The organism is Streptomyces sp. NPDC050161, from assembly GCF_044460025.1.
Lineage (GTDB): Bacteria > Actinomycetota > Actinomycetes > Streptomycetales > Streptomycetaceae > Streptomyces.
Genome location: NZ_JBITJM010000002.1, coordinates 156,988 through 175,096, shown reverse-complemented (window position 1 = coordinate 175,096; position 18,109 = coordinate 156,988). Strand labels below are relative to the sequence as shown.

The 18,109-nt window shown below is 73.7% G+C and carries 17 protein-coding genes and 2 tRNA genes; 3 read left to right on the top strand and 16 right to left on the bottom strand.

All coding sequences use genetic code 11. From position 1 onward, the window contains the following. Positions 1-101: 101 nt before the first annotated feature. Positions 102-175: transfer RNA gene (locus ACIBK8_RS04035), tRNA-Lys, on the top strand. Between the two features lie 230 nt (positions 176-405). Here ACIBK8_RS04035 and ACIBK8_RS04030 read toward each other — a convergent pair. The 3 genes from ACIBK8_RS04030 to ACIBK8_RS04020 all read right to left on the bottom strand — a co-directional run bounded on the left by ACIBK8_RS04030 (position 406) and on the right by ACIBK8_RS04020 (position 2,981). After that, on the bottom strand, positions 406-999 hold the full coding sequence (locus ACIBK8_RS04030) for a lytic polysaccharide monooxygenase (protein WP_399039945.1): 594 nt from the start codon (positions 997-999) through the stop codon (positions 406-408). A gap of 267 nt (positions 1,000-1,266) precedes the next feature. Continuing rightward, complete coding sequence (locus tag ACIBK8_RS04025) at positions 1,267-2,562, bottom strand: hypothetical protein (RefSeq protein WP_399039944.1); 1,296 nt, start codon at positions 2,560-2,562, stop codon at positions 1,267-1,269. Next, the gene (locus ACIBK8_RS04020) at positions 2,562-2,981 is read right to left on the bottom strand and encodes an SsgA family sporulation/cell division regulator (RefSeq protein WP_399039943.1); all 420 of its coding nucleotides are present in this window, start codon (positions 2,979-2,981) and stop codon (positions 2,562-2,564) included. Before ACIBK8_RS04020 ends, ACIBK8_RS04025 begins: the two co-directional genes overlap by 1 nt. 646 nt (positions 2,982-3,627) lie before the next feature. Between ACIBK8_RS04020 and ACIBK8_RS04015 the strand changes: the two genes are divergently transcribed. Next, positions 3,628-3,701 (top strand) — tRNA-Lys (locus tag ACIBK8_RS04015). 70 nt (positions 3,702-3,771) lie between these two features. On the opposite strand, the gene ACIBK8_RS04010 is transcribed toward ACIBK8_RS04015, so the two are convergent. The 12 genes from ACIBK8_RS04010 to ACIBK8_RS03955 form a co-directional block, all read right to left on the bottom strand. Then, a complete protein-coding gene (locus ACIBK8_RS04010) occupies positions 3,772-4,509 on the bottom strand; it encodes a class F sortase (RefSeq protein ID WP_399039941.1) in 738 nt (245 codons plus the stop codon). Next, entirely contained in the window at positions 4,499-4,834 is a 336-nt protein-coding gene (locus tag ACIBK8_RS04005; protein ID WP_399039940.1) for a hypothetical protein, read from the bottom strand. Before ACIBK8_RS04005 ends, ACIBK8_RS04010 begins: the two co-directional genes overlap by 11 nt. A gap of 154 nt (positions 4,835-4,988) precedes the next feature. After that, a complete protein-coding gene (locus tag ACIBK8_RS04000) occupies positions 4,989-5,768 on the bottom strand; it encodes an HAD-IIA family hydrolase (RefSeq protein WP_227048831.1) in 780 nt (259 codons plus the stop codon). A 175-nt stretch (positions 5,769-5,943) separates the two neighbouring features. After that, positions 5,944-7,008 (bottom strand): 2-aminoethylphosphonate ABC transporter substrate-binding protein, encoded by a 1,065-nt coding sequence (locus tag ACIBK8_RS03995; protein ID WP_399039938.1) that lies wholly within the window; start codon positions 7,006-7,008, stop codon positions 5,944-5,946. 27 nt (positions 7,009-7,035) lie between these two features. Then, positions 7,036-7,833: an ABC transporter permease gene (locus ACIBK8_RS03990; RefSeq protein ID WP_399039936.1), complete on the bottom strand. Its 798-nt coding sequence runs from the start codon at positions 7,831-7,833 to the stop codon at positions 7,036-7,038. Further along, on the bottom strand, positions 7,820-8,686 hold the full coding sequence (locus ACIBK8_RS03985) for a 2-aminoethylphosphonate ABC transporter permease subunit (RefSeq protein ID WP_399039934.1): 867 nt from the start codon (positions 8,684-8,686) through the stop codon (positions 7,820-7,822). Before ACIBK8_RS03985 ends, ACIBK8_RS03990 begins: the two co-directional genes overlap by 14 nt. After that, positions 8,679-9,782 (bottom strand): ABC transporter ATP-binding protein, encoded by a 1,104-nt coding sequence (locus ACIBK8_RS03980; RefSeq protein WP_399039933.1) that lies wholly within the window; start codon positions 9,780-9,782, stop codon positions 8,679-8,681. Before ACIBK8_RS03980 ends, ACIBK8_RS03985 begins: the two co-directional genes overlap by 8 nt. A gap of 1 nt (position 9,783) precedes the next feature. Beyond that, the gene (locus ACIBK8_RS03975; RefSeq protein WP_399039931.1) at positions 9,784-10,500 is read right to left on the bottom strand and encodes a phosphonatase-like hydrolase; all 717 of its coding nucleotides are present in this window, start codon (positions 10,498-10,500) and stop codon (positions 9,784-9,786) included. Between the two features lie 5 nt (positions 10,501-10,505). Further along, a complete protein-coding gene (locus ACIBK8_RS03970) occupies positions 10,506-11,627 on the bottom strand; it encodes a TIGR03364 family FAD-dependent oxidoreductase (protein ID WP_399039929.1) in 1,122 nt (373 codons plus the stop codon). A 139-nt stretch (positions 11,628-11,766) separates the two neighbouring features. Next, positions 11,767-12,537: a GntR family transcriptional regulator gene (locus ACIBK8_RS03965; protein WP_399039928.1), complete on the bottom strand. Its 771-nt coding sequence runs from the start codon at positions 12,535-12,537 to the stop codon at positions 11,767-11,769. 31 nt (positions 12,538-12,568) lie between these two features. Next, complete coding sequence (locus ACIBK8_RS03960) at positions 12,569-13,411, bottom strand: hypothetical protein (RefSeq protein ID WP_399039926.1); 843 nt, start codon at positions 13,409-13,411, stop codon at positions 12,569-12,571. Between the two features lie 409 nt (positions 13,412-13,820). Next, complete coding sequence (locus tag ACIBK8_RS03955; RefSeq protein WP_399039924.1) at positions 13,821-15,068, bottom strand: ROK family protein; 1,248 nt, start codon at positions 15,066-15,068, stop codon at positions 13,821-13,823. On the opposite strand from ACIBK8_RS03955, the gene ACIBK8_RS03950 reads away from it, so the two are divergent. Further along, on the top strand, positions 15,067-16,173 hold the full coding sequence (locus ACIBK8_RS03950) for a Gfo/Idh/MocA family oxidoreductase (RefSeq protein ID WP_399039923.1): 1,107 nt from the start codon (positions 15,067-15,069) through the stop codon (positions 16,171-16,173). The two genes, ACIBK8_RS03955 and ACIBK8_RS03950, sit on opposite strands and share 2 nt — an antisense overlap. A gap of 107 nt (positions 16,174-16,280) precedes the next feature. On the opposite strand, the gene ACIBK8_RS03945 is transcribed toward ACIBK8_RS03950, so the two are convergent. Continuing rightward, complete coding sequence (locus ACIBK8_RS03945) at positions 16,281-18,077, bottom strand: choice-of-anchor A family protein (RefSeq protein ID WP_399039922.1); 1,797 nt, start codon at positions 18,075-18,077, stop codon at positions 16,281-16,283. Between the last annotated feature and the right edge of the window lie 32 nt (positions 18,078-18,109).

Below are 18,109 nucleotides of genomic sequence, written 5' to 3'. Positions count from 1 at the left end.
GGCGGCCTCGTACCGCTCGCGTCGGGCCGCTCCGCGCGCTCCGTCCCGGCCGGTGGTCCGGAGCACCCGCCGGGACCAGGTAGTATTTATTTCGTCAGCGCGCGCCGCTAGCTCAGTTGGTTAGAGCAGCTGACTCTTAATCAGCGGGTCCGGGGTTCGAGTCCCTGGCGGCGCACCTGTGAAGTGGGCGTCCTCGGTTTCCGAGGGCGCCCACTTCGGCGTTCCGGCCCGTCCTTGGCGTGGATGCCTGACCTCCGGAGGCTCGGCCCGGCCCGGTCCGCGAACCCGCAAGGTGAGGACTTGCGGGCCGGGGACGGCACGGGACCGGGCGGGTCCGGCGGGTCCGGAGGCCAGGCGGTCAGGGGCCGCAGGCGGGCGGTGTGCGCACCTGCGGCCGGGGCCGGGTCAGGTGAGGTCGACGTCCGAGCAGGCGTAGAAGGCGTTGCCCGTGTCGGCGATGTTCCAGACACCCAGGATGATGTGGTGGCCGGCCTTCTGCGTCGGGACGGTGCCCTGGTGCTGCACCGTCGCCTCCGGCTGCTTGCCGCCCATCGGCACCGTCATGAACGGCTCGGGCTCAAGGTCGGCGCGGGTGAGCGGCTTGCTCGGGTCGTAGCTGTCCTTGGTGATGAAGTACTCGAAGTCCGTGGTGGCATGACGTGCGGTCAGCCGCCAGGTGAAGGTGTATCCCTGCCCGGCGGACAGCTTGGTCGCCGGCCACTTGCCGCCGCGCGGGTCGTCCAGCTCACCGAATCCTTCGTTCCCGCCGGAGCAGATCTTGCCGTCGGCGGGACCTGCGGCGGGGAAGCCCTTGGGGCCCTCGACGCTCTGGGGTTCATAGGCGATCGCGCCGCAGTCCTTGACCGTGCCCTTGGCGCAGAGCGCCTGCCGGCTGGGGGGTGCGTCACTGTAGCCGTGGCTGGACGCACTGGTGGTGGCCAGCAGGGAGGCGCCGACGACGCCGAGCCCGATCACGGCAGCACTGATCCTTTTGCGCATGCTTCGCTCCTGACGAACGTGGGGTGTTTCATCAGCGGGGGGGGGAGGTGCGGTCTAGACCATCTCGGAGACTAACGACGGGTGCTGGACATGTCCAGACCAATAACAACCGGAGAACCGGCTTCCGGAGCATGCCGAAAGCGGGCCACCGGCGGTACGCCGATGACCCGCAACTGCCTTGTCCTGGGGGCCTCGCGCTCCGCGGGCGCCCCCGGGCGTCGCCCGTCCGTCAGGAGCGTCCCGGATCCGGGGCGCCCACCCGGTGCCTCAGGCCGCGGTGGCGAGATCTCCGGGGCCGGGGCGGGCGGCCGTGTGCACCAGGGTCGTGTACGTACGCCGCAGCGCGATCAGCGACTCCTGTGCCTCGCGGTAGACGGCGGCATCCGGGCCGCCGCGGTGGGCGAGGGTGCGGACCGGTGCGCAGTGCCGGTCCATGGCGCCGAGCCAGGCGCGGTGGTGCGTGGGCAGATGGCGGCGCACCGACTGCCGCCCGCCCTCGCCCGTACGCCGCCCGCCGACGCCGAGCACCGCGTCCGCCGCCTGAAGCACCGGCGGCTCCAGAGCACCCTGGGCGGCCAGCGCGCCGAGCACCGCGCACTGCTGCGCGGTCGCCGGGGCCGCCGCCAACTCCGCGGTCTCCTCCTGGAGTTGGGCCCGCAGCGCGTGTTGGATGCGGACCAGACGGCGGAGCGCCGTCGGGGTGGAGGAGTCGTCGGGCGACCGGCCCGCGAGGGTTTCGGCGAGCCGGAAGAGCCAGATGCCGTGCGCTTCGAGGCGCGTCACGGCCAGCATCAGCCGGTCGAGGCGGCACAGCGGCTGGCCTTCGGGCGCCCAGCGGACGATCGGCACCAGCTGTTCGGTACGGGCCAGTTGGTCGATCGGCAGGTGCCGGCGCGGCTTGCGCTCCGGGGCCCAGTTGTGCAGCGACAGCGTGGGCAGCGCGACGAACTGGTCGTGGTCGATGCGGTGCGCGATCGCGGCCCACAGGTCGAGGAACGCCCCGTCGGCCGACTCGCGCGCGGCCGGCGCCTGCGGGTCGAGCCCGTTCCAGCCGCAGGCCACCGCGATCACCGCGATCCGCATCGCCGCGGCCTCGGCGTTGCGCGGCGACAGCCGCGAGACGCGCTGCCGGAGAGCGGCCAGTTCGCCGCTGCGGCCGGCGCGCTCGACGGCCGCGACGGCCGCCGCACGGTCGGGGGTGACGGCCACCGCGCGCGCCGTCGCGTCCAGCCGCGTCCAGGTGCCGATCATGCTGCGCACCGGTGGCCGCTCCGGCAGGAAGCCGTGTGCCCGCGGATCGTGCGCCCGCGCGTCGGCGGTCCGCTGGTCCGCTGTCACATCCGGCAGATCCGGGTGGCCGGAATCGGGCTGCTGCGCCGGCCGGCCGTCGTGGCCGCTCGGGCCCTCGTGCCCGGCCTGTCGCTGCTCGGGCACGTACGGGTGGTCCCCTTCGCGCGGGGCGGCCGGTTGCGGTGCCGTGCGCTGCGCGGGCGGCGTCGGCAGCCTGCGCTGCGCCGCCCGCGTGCCGGGGCCGGGGTCGGTCGTGGTGGTCATGGTCGTCATCAGCACTTCCCCGCGAACAGCCGAGCCAGGTGGGTGTCCATATCCAGATAGCGGTCCTCGTGGCCGGGTGGCACGATCGCGACCGTCTGTTCCAGCCATGCGGCCAGTTCCCCCGTGCGCACCGACAGTTCACAGACGGCGTCGTCGGTGAACAGCTCGATGTGGATCCGGCGCTGCCCGTCCGCCTCGCGGAAGGGCCACACCCGTACGTCCCCCTCGCCCTCCTCGCCGCGCAGCCCGTCCAGCAGCAGCTCGCGGCCGAACAGCCAGGTCGCGACCGTGGCGCCACGGCTGACGAACGCGACCTCGACCTCGTAGGGCCGGTCGCTGCGGTAGCTGAACGTGCCGGACACCGGAAGGGCTTCTTCCGGGCCGAGCAGGAGCTGCATCTCCAGGGTGCGCTTGGCTGTCGACACCATGACGATCAACCTTTCCGAGGGGGGACGGTCCCGGCGGACCCGAGTTCGGGGTGCGCGTCTTAGCAGACGTGACCCAGAGGGACGGGGTTGCAACAGTCGGGGCAGGAGTGACGGACACCATCGCGAACGCGGTCCTTACCTGCGCGTCGCGGGTCACGGTCGGCACGGGTGCCGCGGCGGTGCCGGCGGCGCACGGATACCCGCGGGCGCCCGCCGCGCGACCCTGCACTGGCATTCCCGCTTCCCTCCGTCCGCGTTCCGCTCTTCTCCCGCCCCGGCACTCGCTTCAGCCTCGCAACCGGCGGGCGATATCGCATGTTGACGGGGCAACTGATGATCTAGCGCACTGAACTCGATCTTCACAGAGCAATTCGGGCAACCCACCAGTCGAAGGTCCTGAGATCGAGGGACTTTCGCCCGCATCGGACAGGAATTCCGTGCGGTAGATGCGGCGCCCTTTCCGTGTGCCGCTCTTACGGCGTCGATTCCCCTCGCCTTTCCCCGCGCCGCTTCCCCCGGCCCGGATTCCCCGAAGCCCACCCATGTGACGCGTATCACCGGCCTTTCACGCATGAAGAGGTGCCCGGACAGCCAAAGGCGGTCGGAAGCACTCCGGGCATTCGTGTAAAGTTATTCAGGTCAGCGCGCGCCGCTAGCTCAGTTGGTTAGAGCAGCTGACTCTTAATCAGCGGGTCCGGGGTTCGAGTCCCTGGCGGCGCACGTAGGACTGAGGCCCCTCGCCATGCGGGGGGCCTCAGTCGTTCCCGGGCACGGCCCGGTGCGCGGCGGATCAGCCGGACGCCGGGCGGCCCGGTGCGTAGCCGCTCAGGTAGGCCGAGACCACCACGTCGGCCGGGCCGCCGTCCCGTGCGGTGCCGGGGTGCGCGCCGCGGGTCACCAGCCGCAGTTCGGCCCGGTCGGGCTCGTGGGCGCGGCGGACCTTCCGTGCGTCGAAGTCCCGGTGCTCGAAGATCTGGACGTCCTCGACGGTGAACCGTGCGGTGCTGCCGTCCGAGCGTTGTACGTCCACCCGCGCGCCCGGCCTGAGCCTGGTCAGACCGGCGAAGGCGGCCCGCCCCCGGCCCCCTGTGGACCGGCCGGCGAGCACCGCCGCTCCGGCCGCACCGGGTTGCGGCCCGTCCGCGTGCCAGCCGACCCTGCCGGGTGCGTCGGCCCGGGGCACGGCCACCGCGCCGTCCGCGTCCAGACCCTGTGCGACGAGCCCGGCGTGCATGCCGAGGGCGGGGATGGTGAGGCCGCTGGGGCGTACGGTGCCGGGCGCGGCGACCGGGTCGTGGGTGCGCGGGGGCCCGCCGCCCAAGGGGCGGCCGACGGCTGCGACGTCTCCGGTGGCGGTCAGCTGGGACAGGGCGGCGTTCCCCGCCGCTCCGCTCCCCCACAGCCACAGGCCGAGCAGCAGCACCAGCCATCCCACCCCGATGAACAGCCGCCCGTATCCGGCGCCCGGACTCGCGCCCGTGGTGACCGTCGCGGCCACCCCCGCGGCGCCGTGGCGCTCAGTCCTCATCGCCACCGCCCTGCCGTTCGCGGCGGGTGCGCAGGCGGAGTCTGAGCAGTTGCCCGGCGATGATCAGGACCGCGCCGCCGGCCAGGACGAGGCCGACGGCCTGGGTGTTGTTCATCTCGGTGTCGGTCGCGGCGCCGGTGACCTGCGCGGGCTCGGGCCGTGGGGCCGGTTCCGGGTGGGGCCTGACCTCCGGTATGACGGCGCGGGCCGCCGGGCCGGTGCCGGGCAGGGCCGCCGAGCCGCTCGGGGCCGCGGCCGGGGCGACGAGTGCCGTGCCGGTTCCGGCGCCGCGCCCGTCCCCTGCGTACGCGGGCGATGCCGTCACCGCACACACTGCGAGTGCGGCACAGAGAGTGAAGTGCGGTGAGCGCATGGTGAACCTCCGATATGTCGAAGGTCCGCCCGCGCCGGTTCTGCCGCATCCGGGGCGGCCGTCCGGTGCCCCGTTCAGGTGAGCGGGGCACCGGACGGCGGGCCGGTCAGATCAGGTCGACGAGGTCCGCGATGGAGTCGACGACGCGGGAGGGGCGGAAGGGGTGCCGCTCGACCTCTTCGGGGCGGGTGAGGCCGGTGAGGACCAGGAAGGTCTCCATGCCCGCCTCCAGTCCTGCCACCACGTCGGTGTCCATCCGGTCGCCGATCATGGCGGAGGTCTCGGAGTGCGCGCCGATGACGTTGAGGCCGTGCCGCATCATCAGCGGGTTGGGCTTGCCGACGAAGTACGGGTCGACGCCGGTCGCCTTGGTGATCAGCGCGGCGACCGATCCCGTCGCGGGCAGCGCGCCCTCGGCCGACGGGCCGGTCTCGTCGGGGTTGGTGGCGATGAAGCGGGCGCCGTCGTTGATCAGCCGGATCGCCTTCGTCAGCGCCTCGAACGAGTAGGTCCGGGTCTCGCCGAGCACGACGTAATCGGGGGCGTGGTCGGTGAGGACGTAGCCGATGTCGTGCAGGGCGGTGGTCAGGCCCGCCTCCCCGATGACGTACGCGGTGCCGCCGGGGCGCTGGTCGTCGAGGAACTGGGCGGTGGCGAGCGCGGAGGTCCAGATCGACTCCCACGGCACGTCGAGCCCGATCCGGGACAGCCTGGCGTGCAGGTCACGCGGGGTGTAGATGGAGTTGTTGGTCAGCACGAGGAAGGGCTTGCCCGATTCGCGGAGCCGCTTGATGAAGGCGTCGGCGCCGGGAACGGGGATGCCCTCGTGCATCAGGACGCCGTCCATGTCGGTGAGCCATGACTCGATCGGCTTGCGCTCTGCCACTGCCGGACTCCTGCCGTACGTGTTGACCAGGGGCGCCGACCGCCTCCCGTACGCCCCGCGGACCACACCGTGCGCCGCGGACTCGTACGTACAGCCGACACGGCCAGCCTAAGTCAGGGCGGGCCCGGGGAGACCCCGGCGGTCGTCCGGGTTCCGGTCCGCCGGGGCCGCGGGCTCAGCTGCCGGTCGCCGTGCGCCAGGCGCCGACGTAGCCGTCCAGGTTCTTGTCGATGTCCTTCCAGTCCGGCTCGAAGATCTCGACTCCCTTCATGAGGGCGGCGAGTTCGGTGGCGCGGGCGTCCTTCGCCTCGATGTCCTGGCGGGCCGCGAAGCCGCCGCCGGCCGCGGAGACCTGGCGCTGGACGGGCTCGGAGAGCAGGTAGTCGAGGAACTTCTTGGCCTGGGCGGTGTGCGGGGCGTTCTTGACCAGGCCCGCCGCGTACGGCAGGGCGAAGGTGGAGGGCTTGCCGCCCGGCTTCGCCGCGGGGAAGAAGATGCCCTGGTGCGGCATGGCGGGCATGTTCGCGTAGTTCATCTGCACATCGCCGTTGGCGACCAGGAGTTCGCCCTTGTCGGTCTTGGGGGCGAGCTGGCCGGTGGAGGAGGACGGGCCGACGTTGTTGGCCTGGAGCTTCTTGAAGTAGGCCATGGCCGGTGCCTGCCCGCCGAGGTCGTGCATGGCCTTGACGACGACGGCGGTGCCGTCGCCCGCCACCCCCGGCGTCGAGTACTGGAGTTTGCCCCGGTACCTGGCGTCGAGCAGGTCCTGCCAGCTCTCCGGGGGCCGCTTCAGCTCCTTCTTGTTGTAGATGAAGCAGAAGTAGTTGTTGACGACCGAGGTCCATCTGCCGCCCGGGTCCTTGTCGTGGGCGGCGACCTGGTCGGAGCCCCGGGGCCGGTAGGTGTCCAGCAGGCCCTTGCCGTCGGCCTGCTGGATGAAGGGCGGGAGGGTGACGAGCACATCGGCCTGGGTGTGGGAGCGCTCGCGCGCCAGCCGCTGGACGGCGGCGCCGGAACCGCTCTCGACGTAGTTGACCTTGATGCCGGTCTTCTTCTCGAAGCCCTTGAAGACCGTGTCGTAGAAGCCGTCGCCCTTCTCGCCGCGGAGGCCGTCGGCGCTGTAGACGGTGATCTCCTTGGCGTTCGGGTCGGCGGTGGCGCCGCAGGCGGTCAGCGAAGCGGCGAGGGCGAGCGCACCGCCGCAGGCGGCGAGCGAGGCGGGAAGGGAGTGCGTGCGCATGGCGGGTGGGGCTCCTGGTGGGAGGGGTCAGCGGTACGAGGCCCTGGTGCGGATGCGGGAGACGGCGAGCAGGACGAGGAAGGTGGCGGCCATCAGGACGACGGCGAGCGCGGCGCCCGCGAAGAGGGAGCCCCGGTCGGTGGTGGCGAAGATCTGCACCGGCAGCGGCATCCAGTCGGGCGGGTAAATCATCATCGTGGCGCTCAACTCGCCCATGGACAGGGCGAAGCAGAGCCCGGCGGCTGCGGTCAGGGACGGCAGCAGCAGCGGCAGTTTCACCCGCCACAGGACGTAGCCGGGGCGCGCGCCGAGCCCGGCCGCGCTCTGTTCGTACGCCGGGTCGAGACGGGTGAGCGCGGCGCTGACGGACTGGTGGGCGAAGGCGGTGACCAGCACCGTGTGCGCGATGATCACGATCTGCCGGGTGCCGTTGAGCAGCAGCGGCGGCTGCGAGAAGGCGACCAGCAGGGAGAGGCCGACGGCGACGGACGGCACGGCGACGGGCAGCAGGAACAGGCCGTCGACGATCCTGCGGACGCGGCGCGGCAGCCGCTCGGCCGCCAGCGCCGCCCAGGTCCCGGCCGTCAGCGCGATGACGCTCGCGGCCAGCGCGGTCAGCACGCTCGTCACCAGGGCGTCCAGGGAGCCGCCGTGCGCCATGTCCCGGTAGTGCGCCAGGGTCGCGCCGGAGGGGAGGGCTCCGCTCCAGCCGGTGGCGAAGGACGCGGCCACGATCACCAGCAGGGGCAGCGCGAAGAGCGGCAGGAAGAGCGCGAAGAAGACGGTCCACACCGTCCATCGGGCAGCTCGGCTATGCACGAGCACGGCGGACACCTCCGGCGGCGGTACGGGCCGCCACGCACCGGTAGAGCGCGTACAGCGCGACGGACAGGGCGATGTTGACGACGGCGACGACGCAGGCTCCGGTGTAGTCACCGTCGAGGATGGCCTTGGTGTAGACGAGGACCGGCAGGGTCACGACGTCCTTGGCGCCGGTGAAGAGCACGATGCCGAACTCGTTCAGGCACATCACCAGCACCAGCGCGCCGCCCGCCGCGAGCGAGGGCAGCGCCTCGGGCAGGATCACCTGCCGCACGATCCGCCAGGGCCGGGCGCCGAGGGACGAGGCGGCCTCCAGCTGACCGGTCTCCACCTGGGCGAAGGCGGCCAGCAGCGGGCGCATCACGAAGGGCGTGAAGTAGGTGACCTCGGCGAGCAGCACGCCCCAGGGGGTGTGCAGGAAGTCGAAGGGTCCGCTCGCCGCGCCGGCCGCCTGGACCCACACGCCGTTGGCGACGCCGACGGTGCCGTAGAGGAAGAGCAGCGCGAGGGTGATGAGGAAGGAGGGGAAGGCGAGGAAGACGTCGATGAAGCGGCCGAGCGCCCGGCCGCCGGGAAAGGGCACGAAGGCGATGACCAGCGCGAGGACGCAGCCCAGCACGAGGGCGCCGGCGGTGGCGCCGACGGCGATCAGCACGGTGTTGGCCAGCGCGTCGCGGAACGACGCCTGGGCGAGCACCGCCGCGTAGGGCGCGGTGGAGTGGCCGCCGTCCTCGGGGCTGAAGGACTGCCACACCACCAGGGCGAGCGGATAGAGGAAGACGAGGGCCAGCGCGGCGACGGGCGGCAGCGCCCAGAGGGCCTGCGCGCGGCGGGCGGCCGGTGCCGTACTAGCCATCGGCCACGCCGCTTCCGGCGAGCCCGGCGGGGATGAGGACCGCGTCATCGGGGGCGAAGTGCAGGGCGATCCCGTCGCCCGGCGCCGGGGTTTCGCGCAGTTCGCGGACGTCGGCCATGACGCGGTGGCCTGACACCTCCGCGTACAGCCGGTGGGTGGCACCGCGCCATTCGATGTCGGTGACGGTGCCGCGCAGGGTGGCGCCGTCCCCCGCCGGGCTCTCGCCGATGCCGACGAGGTGCGGGCGTACGCACAGGGTGGCGGCGGCGCCATCGGCCGCGCCGCCCGTGGCGAGTGGCAGCGTCCGGCCGGCGAAGCGGACCGCGCCGTCCGTCACGGTCACCGGCAGCAGGTTCGCGGTGCCCACGAAGGAGGCGGTGAACTCGGTGCGCGGGCGGCGGTAGAGGTCCTGGGGTGTGCCGCAGTCGCGCAGTCTGGCCCGGTCCATCACGGCGATCCGGTCGGCGAGGGTCAGCGCCTCCACCTGGTCGTGGGTGACGTAGAGGATGGAGACGTCAGGCAACTCGCGGTGCAGGCGGGCGAGTTCGGCGAGCATTTCGGAGCGCAGCCGGGTGTCGAGGGCGGACAGCGGTTCGTCCAGGAGCAGCACGCCGGGGCGGATGGCGAGCGCCCGCGCGATGGCCACCCGCTGCTGCTGCCCGCCGGACAGCTCCCTGGGGTGCCGGTCCGCGTACCCGGCCATGCCGGTCATCTCCAGCGCCTCGGTCACCCGGGGGGCGATCTCGGCACGCGGCACCTTCTGCGCCTTGAGACCGAAGGCGACGTTCTCGGCGACCTTCATGTGCGGGAACAGGGCGTACTGCTGGACGACCATGCCGATGCCGCGGCGGTACGGCGGCAGGTCGGTGACGTCACGGCCGCCGATCAGCACCCGCCCCGACACCGGCCTGACGAACCCGGCGACCGCCCGCAGCGCGGTGGTCTTCCCGGATCCGGACGGCCCGAGCAGCGCCATCACCTCGCCCGGCTCGACGGTCAGATCGAGGCCGTCCAGGACGACGTTGCGGCCGTAGGCGACGCTCACCCCGTCGAAGCGGATGCCCGCCGGGGTGTCCGCCTGCGGTGCGGGCGGCATCTCACACCACCCCGAGCAGCGCGGGGAGTCCGGCGACCGAGCCGAGGACATGGGTGGCGCCGGCCGCCTCCAGCTGCGCCGTGTCGTGCGCGCCGGTGAGGACCCCGGCCACGACGGCGGCACCCGCGCGGCGCCCGGAGAGCATGTCGTACGAGGTGTCGCCCGCCACAGCGATCCGCTGCACGCTGTCGGTGGCGCCGGTGCGCAGCAGGGCGGTGAGCACCATGTCCGGGTAGGGGCGCCCGCGCCCGGCGTCGGCGGGGCAGAGGGTGAGCGATGCCAGGTCCTGCCAGCCGAGCGCGCGCAGGATCGCGTCCTGGGTGACGCGGGCGAAGCCGGTGGTCAGGACGGTGGTCAGACCGGCGGCGCGGAGGGTTTCGATGGTCTCGCGGGCGCCGGGCAGCGGGGTGATCAGGCCGCCGTCGACGAGTTCCCCGTACGCCTCCTCGAAGGCGGTGTTGGCGCGCCGGGCGCTCGCCTCGTCGCCGAAGAGGTGCCGGAAAACGGAGATCTTGGACTCGCCCATGGTGGCGCGGACGTACCGGAGCTTCTCTTCGTGGTCGGGGCTGCCCGGTTCGACGCCGAGCGCGCGGGCCGCCATGTCGAAGGCCCGCTCGACGAGGCCGCCGTCGGCGACGGTGGTGCCGGCCATGTCGAGCACGACGAGTTCGGTGTCGCGAGGCCCGTACGGGGTGTGCGGGGTGTGCGGTGCGGTCATCGGTGTCACCAGCCCAGGTCGTTCGCGGTGGTTTCGGCGATGGCGGGGGCGCAGGTCATGCCGCGCCCGCCGGGCCCGGTGACCAGCCAGACGCCGTCCTGCACCTGTTCGCGGTGGACGACGCGTGAGGTGTCGGTGCACTGGGCGTAGACACCGGCCCAGCGGCGCCGCACGGCGGGCAGCGGGCGGCCGAGTATCGACTCGACGACGCCGGTGAGGTGCGCGTACGGGTCCTCGACGACGTCGAAGCCGAAGGGCGTCTCGTATTCGTGGGTGTCGCCGATGGTCAGGCCGCCGTCGGCGCGCTGGACCATCAGCAGCTGCATCTTGTGCGCGGCGGCGGTCGGCGTCTGCGCCTGGGCTGCGGCCATCGCGTCCAGGGCTCCGCTCGCGTAGGCGGGGTAGTAGCGGAAGCTGTCGGCGTCGGCGACGGAGGTGGTCAGCGGCTCGCCGAGCGGATCGGTCTGCATCATCTGGAGCCGTACCCGGCGCACCGGCAGGCCGGGTGCCAGCTCGCGGACCAGGCCGCCGAGCCAGGCGCCGGTGCACAGGACGACGCTGTCGCCGTGGTGGATATCGCCGTGGTCGTCGCGCACCGCGCGCCCGCCGAGCACCTCGCGGACCTCGCGGCCACCGAGGTAGCGGTACCTGCCGGACGCCAACAGCGTTTCCTTCAGGGTGCGTTGGGCGACGCGGGGTTCGACGGCGGCGTCCCGCTCGCACCACAGGGCGCCGGCGAAGTCGCCGCGCAGCGCGGGGTTGAGCGCGCGGGCTTCATCGGCGTCCAGCAGCCGGTAGCCGCGGGCCGCGGCGTCCGGGCGGCGGGTGGCGGCCTCGGCGACGGCCCGCTCCGCGGCGTTCTTGACGATGCTCAGCGATCCGATGGCGCGGAAGCCGATGCCGGGGACGCGGGCGCCGATGCCCTCCCACAGCTCGCGGGCGCGCAGCGCGGTCGCCAGCTCCTCGCCGCCGGCCCGTCCGCTGACCCAGATCTGTCCGAAGTTACGGACCGAGGCGCCGCGGGCCTCGGCCTCCCGCTCGATGTGCAGGACCTCGTGGCCCCGCTCGACTGCGTGCCAGGCGTGCAGGGTTCCCAGCACGCCGGCTCCGACAACTATGACTCGCATGCCGCAGACGCTCGCGGCGCCGGGTGACCCGCCGCGGTCGGCCGGGCGACGCGACGGTGAACACGGCTTCAAGTTTGGCCTAGACCCGTTATCTTTCCGTGACCCGATTTCCGGACGAAAGGCGCCGTCCGGCCGACGGTCAGGGCCGGGCCGACGTCCCCAGATGCGTGGTGAAGGAGAACCGGTCGCCGCGGTAGAGCGAGCGCACCCGCTCCAGCGGGCGGCCCCCGGTGTCCCGCGACAGCCGGTGGATCAGCAGCATCGGCAGGGCGCCAGGCGTGCCGATGAGCAGCGCCTCGCGCGGGGTGGCGAGCACCGTCTCCAACCGCTCGTCGGCGTCGCCGAAGCCGATGCCGAGCCGCTCGTGGAGGTAGGCATAGAAGGACGAGTCGGGGTCGAAGGCGGTGTCGAGATCCGGCACCCGCGCCACCGCGACGTAGGTGCTCTCCAGGCCCACCCGTTCGTCGTCGGCGAGCAGCACCCGCTCCATGTGCCACACGGGATCGCCGGCCGCCGCCCCCAGGTCGGCGGCGAGCGCGGGCGGGCACGGGAAGCGGTCGAGGCCGACGAGGTGCCGGCCGGGGCGCCGCCCCTGGTCGCGGACGCCTTCGGTGTAGCTGGCCAGGGACAGCGGCTGCGCCAGCTTGGGCCCGGCGACGACGGTGCCGCGGCCCATCCGGCGCAGCCGCCCCTCCAGGACCAGTTCGCGCAGCGCCTGGCGCAGCGTCTCGCGCGAGACGTCGAACCGCTGCGCCAGGTCGCGCTCGGGCGGCAGCGGCTCGCCCTCGTCCGCGTCGGCGAGCAGCGCGGCGATGCCGACCTTGGCCGCGTAGTACTTCGGGATGCGTCCGTGCTCGGGGATGCCGGACCGGATGGGTGCGCCAGGTTCCTGGCCGTACGGGAACTCCACGGCGTGATCCTCGCACCCCGCACAATCCCGCTCAGCGGCGCAGGCGCCTGGCCCCCGCCTTCAACAGGCCGCCGCTCATCAGCAGGGCAGCGGCAGCGGCGCCGAGCCCGAACATCGGGACCTGCCCGGTGGCCGCCAACTGCGGTGCCGCGCCCGGTACTTGGAACCATCCGTCCGCGCGGGCGGGGCCGGCCAGCGGAGACGCGGGCGCGTCGGCGGGGGCGGGCGCCACCGGGAACGAGGGGTCGTACGGGATCGTGGGCCCGGCGTCGGAATAGACGGTGAAGGTGTAGTCGCCGGACGGCTTCGGCCCGGCGCCGCCGCCTTCGGGCCTGCGTCCTGTGGTGACACCCGCGGCGACCCGGTCGCGCGGGGTCTCCCTGGCGAACCGCATCCGTACCGGCACGGCCGTGACGCCGTGCGCCGGAACGGTCAGGCCGCGACCGGCCCGACACCCGCCGCCGCCAAGGCCGTTGGTCTCGTCGCCGTCCTCGCCCAGGACACCGATCTGCTCGTGCCGGTCGGTGGGTGCGAAGGTCACCGGCAGCCAGTCGCCGGTCGTCTGGTCCCGGAACTCCAGCCGGATCATGTCCGGTTGCAGGCCGTGGCGCTCCGCGGCCAGCACCACGGCCGGGTGCACGTCCGTACAGGCCGCGTCGGCGGTGTTGCGGAGTTCCAGCTGCCAGCCGCGCCAGCCGTCGCCCGCCGCGTACTCCCCCGGGGCGCCGCCGGCCCGCGCGGTGAGCCCGGTGCCGCGGCGGCCCTGACGTCCGCATCCGGCCCGGCCCCCCGGCCCGTCCCTGCCCTGCGCGGCGGCCGGGCGGTACGGCGTCGCCGGGGCGGATCCCGACGGGACGGCGTACGCCTCCGCCACCGCCGACAGGCCGTCCGGCAGCGCGACGCCGAGCGCGGCGGACAGCAGCCCCCCGGTGAGCAGTGCCCGCGCCGCCCGCCGCCCGGTGCGACGGCACCCGCCGTGCCGCGGGGCTGACCGCAGGGCGGGCAGGGTTTGACGGACACGCCCTAAACGGCTGCCGCGTCCCTCGCGCCCCCTGACGCCTCTTCCTTGCCGGCCTGCGCTGGGCGTGGCCGCGCCGGACGGGTGCCTGCCGGACGGGTGCATGGCGGTCCTCCGCTGCTGAGTCGCTCGGGTCGTCAGGCGGTGCGTCGCCGCGGTGCCCCCTGCCCGCCGCGCACGGCCTGGCCAGACCCTGCCACGGGCACCGGCGGCGCCCGGGAGACCCGCATGCCGTGCACCCGTCCGGCGGCCGAATGCCGCCTTATCAGATGATTTCCGCGCTGGGGTGGTTGGTCATCTCCCCGCGGCCGGGCCGCGGTCGGGGCGGACCGAACAGCGGCCCGAGCACCAACTGCGCCGCCCCGTCCGCCACCGCCCGCGCGCCGCCGGCGGCCGTCGCCACCGGCACCGGACCGCCGGTCCTGCCGCGGGCCGCGGCCTGCGCCGCCAACTCGCCCGCCACACCGGCCACGAAGACGTCCGGCCGCTCCCACACCGTGCGCCCGCCGAGCAACACCCGCTCCACGTCGAGCAGTTCCACGAGGTTGGCAGCGCCCACCCCCAGCACCCGTGCCGCGCCCGGCAGATCGCCGCGCGCCACCGCCACCAGGCACAGCGCCTCCACGCAGCCGCGCCGCCCGCAGCCGCAGGGCGGTCCGTCCCACTGCACGACCTGGTGCCCGAACTCGCCCGCGCCGGTGTGCGGCCCGCGGTAGAGACCGCCGTCCAGCACCAGCCCCGCGCCGAGCCCGGTCCCCAGATGCAGATAGGCGAACGACCCGGCTCCGCCGCCCGCCGCGCTCCCCGCCAGGCCGAGCGCCGCCGCGTTGGTGTCCTTGTCGACGACGACGGGCAGGCCGAGGCGCTCCGCGAGGGCGTCCCGCAGCGGGAAGCCGTCCCAATGCGGGGCCCCGGTCACCCGGTGCAGCACCCCGGACGCGTGGTCGAGCGGCCCGGGGCAGGCCACACCGACGCCGAGCACCTGCGGGGCGACGGCCTGCGCCCGCACCGCGGCGACCTCTTCCGCCACCCGCTCCAGCACCGCCCCGGGGCCCGCGCCGAAGGCGAGCGGGGCGCGGCGCACGGCGATGGGGGTGCCCGCGAGGTCGGCGAGTACGGCGGTGATCTCGTCGCGGTCCAGGTGCAGCCCGACGGCGTGCCGGGCGCCGGGGACGAGGCGCAGGACCGTACGGGGCTTGCCGCCGGTGGAGGCGCGGCGGCCCGCGTCGGCCGCGAGTCCTCCGGCCCGCAGCCGTGCGGTGATCTTGCTGACCGCCTGCGGGGTCAGACCGCTCCGCTCGGCCAGTTCCAGCCGGCTGACCCCGTCCGCGCCCGCCGCCCGCAGCAGGCCGAGCAGCAGGGCGGTGTTGTGCCCGCGCAGGGCCGGCAGGTTGAAGCCCGAGGGGGCGGGGAGGGCGCCTTCGGTGCCGTGCGGGCCGGGATCGTTGCTGGTCACCCCTCCATTGTGGGCACGTCTTGCACTTTGGCAACAGCGTTGCTTAAGTGGTTCCATGAGCGACTCCACCGGCACCCCCGACTCCCCGCTCCGCGTCGGCCTGATCGGCTACGGCCTGGCGGGCTCGGTCTTCCACGCCCCGCTGATCGCCACGACCGACGACCTGGTCGTCGACACCGTCTCGACCCGCAGCCCGCAACGGCAGGCGCAGGCCCGCGCCGAGCACCCCGGGGTCCGTACCGTCGACACCCCCGAAGCGGTCATCGACCGCGCCGGCGCGCTCGACCTGATCGTGCTGGCCTCACCTAACAAGACCCATGTGCCGCTCGCCACGGCCGCGTTGGAGGCCGGCCTGCCGGTCGTCGTCGACAAGCCGCTGGCCGCGACCGCCGCCGAGGCCGAACAGCTCGCCGCGCTCGCCGACTCCCGCGGGCTGCTGCTCTCCGTCTTCCAGAACCGCCGCTGGGACAACGACTTCCGCACCGTGCGCAAGCTGCTGGACGAGGGCGCGTTCGGCGAGGTGCTGCGCTTCGAGTCGCGCTTCGAGCGGTGGCGGCCCCAGCCCAAGGGCGGCTGGCGCGAGTCGGGCGACCCGGCGGAGGTCGGCGGCCTGCTCTACGACCTCGGCAGCCACCTCGTCGACCAGGCGCTGACCCTCTTCGGCCCGGCCGCGTCCGTCTACGCCGAGTCCGACGTACGGCGCCCCGGCGCGGAGGCCGACGACGACACCTTCATCGCCGTCACCCACACCTCGGGCGTCCGCTCCCACCTGTGGATGAGCGCCACCACCGCCCAACTCGGGCCGCGCTTCCGGGTGTTGGGCAGCAAGGCCGGCTATGTGAAGCACGGGCTCGACCCGCAGGAGGCCGCCCTGCGCGAAGGACTGCGGCCCACCGCGGACGGCACGGCGTGGGGCGTGGAACCGGAGTCCTCCTGGGGCCGGCTCGGGGCGGGCACGTCCCCGCGCGACGGTGGCGGCGAGGTCGTGCCGACGCTGCCGGGCGACTACCCCGCCTACTACGCGGCCGTCGCACGGGCGCTGCGCGAGGGCGGCCTGCCGCCGGTCACGGCGCGCGAGGCCGCGGCGGCGCTGCGGGTCCTGGAGGCCGCCAAGCTGTCCGCCGCCGAGGGCCGCACGGTCACGATCGCGGCACCCGCGTGAGCGCCGTCGCGGTGTCCTGACATGCTCCAGGGCCTCGACCACACCTTGGTGGTCGAAGCCCTGGAGCGCTGTCCGGCCGGCTGTCCCCCGTCCGGCCTCAGGTGCCGTCAGCTGGAACGGCGGTTCCTCACCAGCAGGACCAGTGCCAACCCTGCGATCAGCGCGCCACCGGACGCACCGATGATCCACGGGTTGCTGAGCGCACCGCTGGCGGCCAGCTCACCGTCGTCGTGGCCGTGTCCGCCACCGTGGCCGCCGCCATGGCCGCCACCGTGCCCGTGTCCGCCGTCACCGCCGCCGTGTCCCCAGCCACCGGAGCTGTGCCCCGGCCACGGGTCGTCGGTCGGCTTGCCGGTGGGGTGTCCCGTCGGGTGCCCGGTGGGATGTCCCGACGGATGCCAGGTCGGGTGCCAGGTGGGATGCCAGGTCGGGTGCCCGGTGGGCCAGGTGGGGTGAGAGGTCGGCTCGGTCGGCCGTGAGGTCGGCTCGGTCGGCCCTGAAGTCGGCTCGGTCGGCCCTGAAGTCGGCTCCGTGGGACGCGAGGTCGGCTCGGTCGGACGCGAAGTGGGCTCCGTGGGACGCGACGTGGGCTCGGTCGGACGCGACGTGGGCTCCGTCGGAGTCGCGGTCGGCTCGGTCGGCGTGGCCGTGGGCTCGGTCGGGGTCGCGGTCGGCTCGGTCGGAGTCGCCGTCGGTTCCGTCGGAGTCGCGGTCGGTTCCGTGGGCGTCGCGGTCGGCTCGGTCGGAGTCGCCGTGGGCTCCGTCGGCGTGGCCGTCGGCTCCGTCGGGGTCGCGGTCGGCTCCGTCGGCGTCGCCGTGGGCTCCGTCGGCGTCGCGGTCGGCTCCGTCGGGGCGACCGTCGGTTCCGTCGGGCTGGTGGTGGGCTCCGGGCCGCAGTCCGGGAGGTCGCCCGTGAAGGGGTAGCTGTGGATCTCCGTGCCCGCGGTGCCGATGTGGTCCAGGGAACCTGCGGTGAAGAAGCGGCCGTTCATGCCCGGCATGCTCACCGACGTACGGCTGGCCTGCGGGCCGACGAGTACGGCGCCCTGGAACTGGGCGGTGCCCTTGAAGGTCACCGTGTTCGCGTCCGGGAAGTTCCACAGCAGCCGCTCGCGGATGCCGGCCGGCTGGAGGTCGTGCCCGATGTACGAGCTGATGGTGCGGCTGTCGCCGAGCATGTTGACCAGGACGGTCGCGCCGTCCGGGATGTTCTCGAAGGCGATGCCCTGGTCGCCGCCGTTCGCCGAGGCGATGTCGAAGTCGACGTTGAAGACCTGGAGCTGGGAGGTGCCGTCGCCGCGGAACAGGGTCTGGTAGCCCTGGTTGACCGCGGTGCCGGTGGCCGGCCTGGAGGCGCCGTTCTCGTACGCGTAGCAGCTGCTGGAATCGGTCAGCTGCTGCCGCAGCCCGCGGTAGGGCTCGGCTGCCGCCGCGTCGTGGACGGGAGTGGGGATGACCGTGCCGCTCAGCGCGCCGGCGTACTTGACCACGCCGGTCGTGCTGCCCTCCTCGGCGAGCAGCCGCTGGCCCTGGGCGACGGTGAGGTCGCCGCCGACGGTGAGGAAGTCGGAGCCGTTGGGCGGCGGCACCCGCGAACCGACGCCGACCACGCCGACGTTGTAGACGCTCGACCCGCCGGTCTTGTTCACGGAGAAGTTGCCGAGCGTGACGATCTTGCCCTCGGCCTCGGCCGCCGAGCCGCCGACGTTGTAGTCGCCGCCGACGTAGATATTGATGTTCTCGTCGCGGCCGGCGATCGGGCCGTTGTTCGGATCGCTGTAGGAGCCGGGGCACGCGCTGCCCAGGCAGGGGCCGAGCCCGCCGGGGAGCGGCTCGGCGAACACCACGGCGGCACCCAGTCCGAGCAGCGCGGCGAGCGCCGTACCGATCAGTGCGGCCAGCACCGCCCTAAACCATTTTGTCCTCTTTCTTGGCA

Excerpts from the sequence above, each read along its gene's own strand:
- ACIBK8_RS04030 (WP_399039945.1), bottom strand. The coding sequence starts at position 999 with ATGCGCAAAAGGATCAGTGCTGCCGTGATCGGGCTCGGCGTCGTCGGC.
- ACIBK8_RS04025 (WP_399039944.1), bottom strand. The coding sequence starts at position 2,562 with ATGACGACCATGACCACCACGACCGACCCCGGCCCCGGCACGCGGGCG.
- ACIBK8_RS04020 (WP_399039943.1), bottom strand. The coding sequence starts at position 2,981 with ATGGTGTCGACAGCCAAGCGCACCCTGGAGATGCAGCTCCTGCTCGGC.
- ACIBK8_RS04010 (WP_399039941.1), bottom strand. The coding sequence starts at position 4,509 with ATGAGGACTGAGCGCCACGGCGCCGCGGGGGTGGCCGCGACGGTCACC.
- ACIBK8_RS03995 (WP_399039938.1), bottom strand. The coding sequence starts at position 7,008 with ATGCGCACGCACTCCCTTCCCGCCTCGCTCGCCGCCTGCGGCGGTGCG.
- ACIBK8_RS03985 (WP_399039934.1), bottom strand. The coding sequence starts at position 8,686 with ATGGCTAGTACGGCACCGGCCGCCCGCCGCGCGCAGGCCCTCTGGGCG.
- ACIBK8_RS03980 (WP_399039933.1), bottom strand. The coding sequence starts at position 9,782 with ATGCCGCCCGCACCGCAGGCGGACACCCCGGCGGGCATCCGCTTCGAC.
- ACIBK8_RS03975 (WP_399039931.1), bottom strand. The coding sequence starts at position 10,500 with ATGACCGCACCGCACACCCCGCACACCCCGTACGGGCCTCGCGACACC.
- ACIBK8_RS03970 (WP_399039929.1), bottom strand. The coding sequence starts at position 11,627 with ATGCGAGTCATAGTTGTCGGAGCCGGCGTGCTGGGAACCCTGCACGCC.
- ACIBK8_RS03950 (WP_399039923.1), top strand. The coding sequence starts at position 15,067 with ATGAGCGACTCCACCGGCACCCCCGACTCCCCGCTCCGCGTCGGCCTG.
- ACIBK8_RS03955 (WP_399039924.1), bottom strand. The coding sequence starts at position 15,068 with ATGGAACCACTTAAGCAACGCTGTTGCCAAAGTGCAAGACGTGCCCAC.